We start from the raw sequence: 3,531 nt of genomic DNA, 5'->3' as shown, positions 1-3,531 counted from the left end.
GCCGATGGGCGTGAAACGACGCGCCATGGTGATGCCGAGCACCGTGCGTACGGCCTCGCGCGTCAGCGCCTCGCGCAGCCCGGCGTGCGGGTGCACGAACGCGGTGCCGGGCACGTGCAGGCCCATCGCCTCGAGCAGCATCTGGTTGCTGTTGGCGGTGCCGTAGAAGGTGCAGGTGCCGGGGCCGTGGTACGCGGCGCTCTCGGCGGCCAGCAGTTCGGCCCGGCCCACCAGGCCCTGCGCGGCCTGCTCGCGGACCTTGCTCTTGGCGTTGTTGCCCAGGCCCGTGCTCATCGGCCCCGCCGGCACGAACACACACGGCAGGTGGCCGAAATGCAGCGCGCCGATCAAGAGGCCCGGCACGATCTTGTCGCACACGCCCAGCAGCAGCACGGCGTCGTAGACGTCGTGCGTCAGCGCCACCGCGGTGCTCATGGCGATGGTGTCGCGCGAGAACAGGCTCAGCTCCATGCCGGGCAGGCCTTGCGTGACGCCGTCGCACATGGCGGGCACGCCACCGGCGACTTGCACCGTGGCACCTTGCTTGTGCGCTTCGTCGCGGATCAGCGCCGGGTAGACCTCGTAGGGCTGGTGAGCCGACAACATATCGTTGTAAGCGGTGATGATGGCCAGATGCGGCGCCTTCTCGGCCACGATGCGCAGCTTGTCATTCGCCGGCATTGCCGCCACCGCATGGGCGACATTGGCACAACCCATACGCTCGATGCCGCGTTTGCGGCCGGCCATGCGATCGATGCCGTCCAGGTAAGCACCCCGGGTAGGAGCGCTGCGCTGGCGAATCCGCTCGGTCACGGTCAGAAGAGTTTTGTTCATATGCATTACCGGTCTAGCCCGAAGATGTAACTCGGCGATGTGAAAGTTAGTAACCATATTACAAGATTCAAGGCCTTAGCGGGTTACATCAAGGGTACGAAGGCGGCTGCGTCATGAGACGATCGCGTTCCTGATTCTGCGCCGTTGGCCTGTTTGACCTGTTTGACCTGTTTGACCTGTTTGGCCGCGCCGCCTACGCCACATCACCCCATGCCTCTCCTCAAACCCAGCTCCTTGTTCGGCCGATCGTTGCTCATCGTGAGCTTGAGTCTGGCTGCTCGGCCAGGCTTAGCGCTCGAATTGCCCAAGGGCGTGCTACCCGAAGCCCTGCGCGCACAAATGCAAGCGGCGTCCGTCAGCGCCGGTACTGGCGCCGTCAAGGCCTCGAACCCGGCGCAGGACTGGCCAGTGCGATTGCGGGCCGCCCAGGCCTATCAACAACGGCTGCTACTGCTGGCCGCCGGCAGTGCGCCCTTGCTGGACGAGCGCAAAGTGGCCTCGGAGCGCCGTGTGATGCTGCTGTCGGTTCAGCTGCAAGCCGCCAATGACCAAGGCGAAGCAGAAAAACGTGATTCGCTGCCTTTGAACAGCGTGCCGACGCTGGCTGGCAAGCCGCCGTTCCGGTTGCTCGACGTCGACCAGTTGCGCGACCAGCTCGACGGCCTGCTGGTGCGCCAAGCCGCACTGAAGATGCTGGCCAAATCACTGGACACCGAGGTCGAGGCGGCCGCCGAGGCGCGCGCGGACGCCGAGGCCACGCTGCGCCGCCGGCAGGATCAAGCGGGTCAGAAGCTGCTCAGCGGCGCGCAGCAATCGGCCGCCCGCCCACAGCTGGATTTGAGCCAAGTGCTGTCCGAGGTGGCCGACTTGGAGCTGCTGCAGGCCGACCAAGCGCGCAGCCGTGCGCGCGCAGGCCTGACCAGCCTGAGCCTGCCCATCGAGCAGCTGCAAAGCGAGATCGCCCGCGTCGGCCCGCAGCAGCAGCTCAGCGACGCCGACCTGGCCAGCTTGCTGAAGGAATTCGAGCAAGAAAGAGAGGGGATCGCGACCGAACGCATACGGCTTGAGGCCCAGCTGGGGCGGCGCGAAAGCGTTCGGGAAGCTGGCCCGGTGCAGGCCGCCGCCAATCACGCCTTCGAGCTGGAGACCTTGCGCCTGACCGTCACCGGCTTGCGCGAGCTGGAGTCCCTGACGCGCGGCAAGGCCGACTTGTGGCGGGCCCGCCAGGCGGCTGCGGCCGCACTGTTTGGCGGCACGGCGGGCAGCCAGGACAGCAGCAAAATCAGTGCGGCGTCCGATACGCTGGAGCGCTTGTTCGAGCAGGTGCAGAGCCGGCTGCAGATCAGCAGCAAGTACGGTGACTTCCTGCGCGCCGAGCTACGCACCCAAGAAGCGCGGGTGCAAGACCTGCTGCCGAATGAGCCCCAGCGCCTTGAGCAACAGCGTTTGCTGAGCGCGCTGCAAACCCAGCTCAATGTGCAGGAGCGTCTGTCGGGCTCACTCAGCCGGGCCGTCTTGCTGCTGACCCGCAGCCGCAGCGATTTGGGGCTGAAGCAAGGGCCGGATAACGCCACCGACCTGCTGACCGACGCCGGCGAGCTGGGCAGCCGCTGGGCGGCGGCCGCCTGGAACTACGAGCTTTTCAGCGCGACCGAAAACACCTCCATAGACGGCCGCATCGTGACGCTGGACTACGGCGTTACGGTGGGAAAAAGCGTAGGCATCTTGATCATGCTGGCCGCCGGCTACTGGCTCGCGCGCTGGCTATCGCGTCTGTTGATCAAGCAGCTGGCGCAGCGCCTAAGCCTGTCCGTCGCCTTCGCGCGGGTGCTGCACCGCTGGCTGAAGACGATTCTGCTGCTGGTCGTGCTGATGATCGTGTTGAAGCTGGCGCGCATCCCCATCACCGCCTTTGCCTTCCTCGGCGGCGCGCTCGCGATCGGGGTCGGGTTTGGCGCTCAAAACGTCATCAAGAACCTGATCAGCGGCATCATCATCTTGTTCGAACGCAAGATTCGGGTCGGCGACATTGTCTCGGTCGGCGGCGTCTCGGGCACGGTGCTAACGGTCGATCTGCGCGCCACCACGGTGCGCGGCTTTGACGGCATCGACGCGATCGTGCCTAACTCCAATCTGCTCGAAAACCAGGTCAGCAACTGGAGCGGCGGCAGCCCCGATATGCGCCGCGTGATCACGGTCGGCGTGGCCTATGGCGCCGACGTGCGGCGCGCCGCAAACTTGGTCCGGGACTGTGCCTGCGCCCATGCCGGGGTGCTGCCCGAGCCCCCGCCCGAGGTCTTGTTCGAGGACTTTGCCAGCGACGCGCTGACGCTGCGACTGTTGTTTTGGTTTCGCTTGGGCGGGCCGAGCAGCGGCCCGACGGTCGACAGCGATCTGCGCTTTGCAATCAATGACGCCTTGGCCGCGGCCGGCATCGCGATTGCCTTCCCGCAGCGCGATGTGCATCTGGACATGGCCGGGCCGCTGCGGGTGGAACTGCTGAGCAAACCGGTCTGAGCGTCAACCCAGTCAGTAGAAAGGCGGCCAGTGGCCGCCTTTTTTTCATCTACTCGCCGAGGTAAGCCGCCCTCACCTTCGGATCATTCAGCAAGGTCAACCCCGCGCCCGTCATCGTCACCAGACCCGACTCCATCACATAGCCCCGGTTGGCAATCTGCAGTGCGCGGCTGGCGTTTT

Annotated in this window: 2 protein-coding genes and 1 pseudogene; 1 reads left to right on the top strand and 2 read right to left on the bottom strand. The window is 65.7% G+C overall.

Features of this window, described 5'->3' with window-relative positions; all coding sequences use genetic code 11:
- A partial coding sequence (locus RMO57_RS13245; protein ID WP_414896425.1) for a dihydroxy-acid dehydratase occupies nt 1-834 on the bottom strand: 834 nt, incomplete at its 3' end.
- A gap of 210 nt (nt 835-1,044) precedes the next feature.
- Here RMO57_RS13245 and RMO57_RS13240 point away from each other — a divergent pair.
- The gene (locus RMO57_RS13240; RefSeq protein WP_310387321.1) at nt 1,045-3,351 is read left to right on the top strand and encodes a mechanosensitive ion channel domain-containing protein; all 2,307 of its coding nucleotides are present in this window, start codon (nt 1,045-1,047) and stop codon (nt 3,349-3,351) included.
- Between the two features lie 49 nt (nt 3,352-3,400).
- On the opposite strand, the pseudogene RMO57_RS13235 reads toward RMO57_RS13240, so the two are convergent.
- Nucleotides 3,401-3,531: pseudogene (locus tag RMO57_RS13235) on the bottom strand (ABC transporter ATP-binding protein); the annotation flags it as partial.

Source organism: Roseateles sp. (assembly GCF_031397715.1).
Classification (GTDB): Bacteria; Pseudomonadota; Gammaproteobacteria; order Burkholderiales; family Burkholderiaceae_C; genus Paucibacter_A.
This window is presented reverse-complemented; position numbering and strand designations above follow the sequence as displayed.

What these genes read in the sequence shown, in the direction of transcription:
- RMO57_RS13240 (WP_310387321.1), top strand. Translation starts at nt 1,045, where the DNA reads ATGCCTCTCCTCAAACCCAGCTCCTTGTTCGGCCGATCGTTGCTCATC.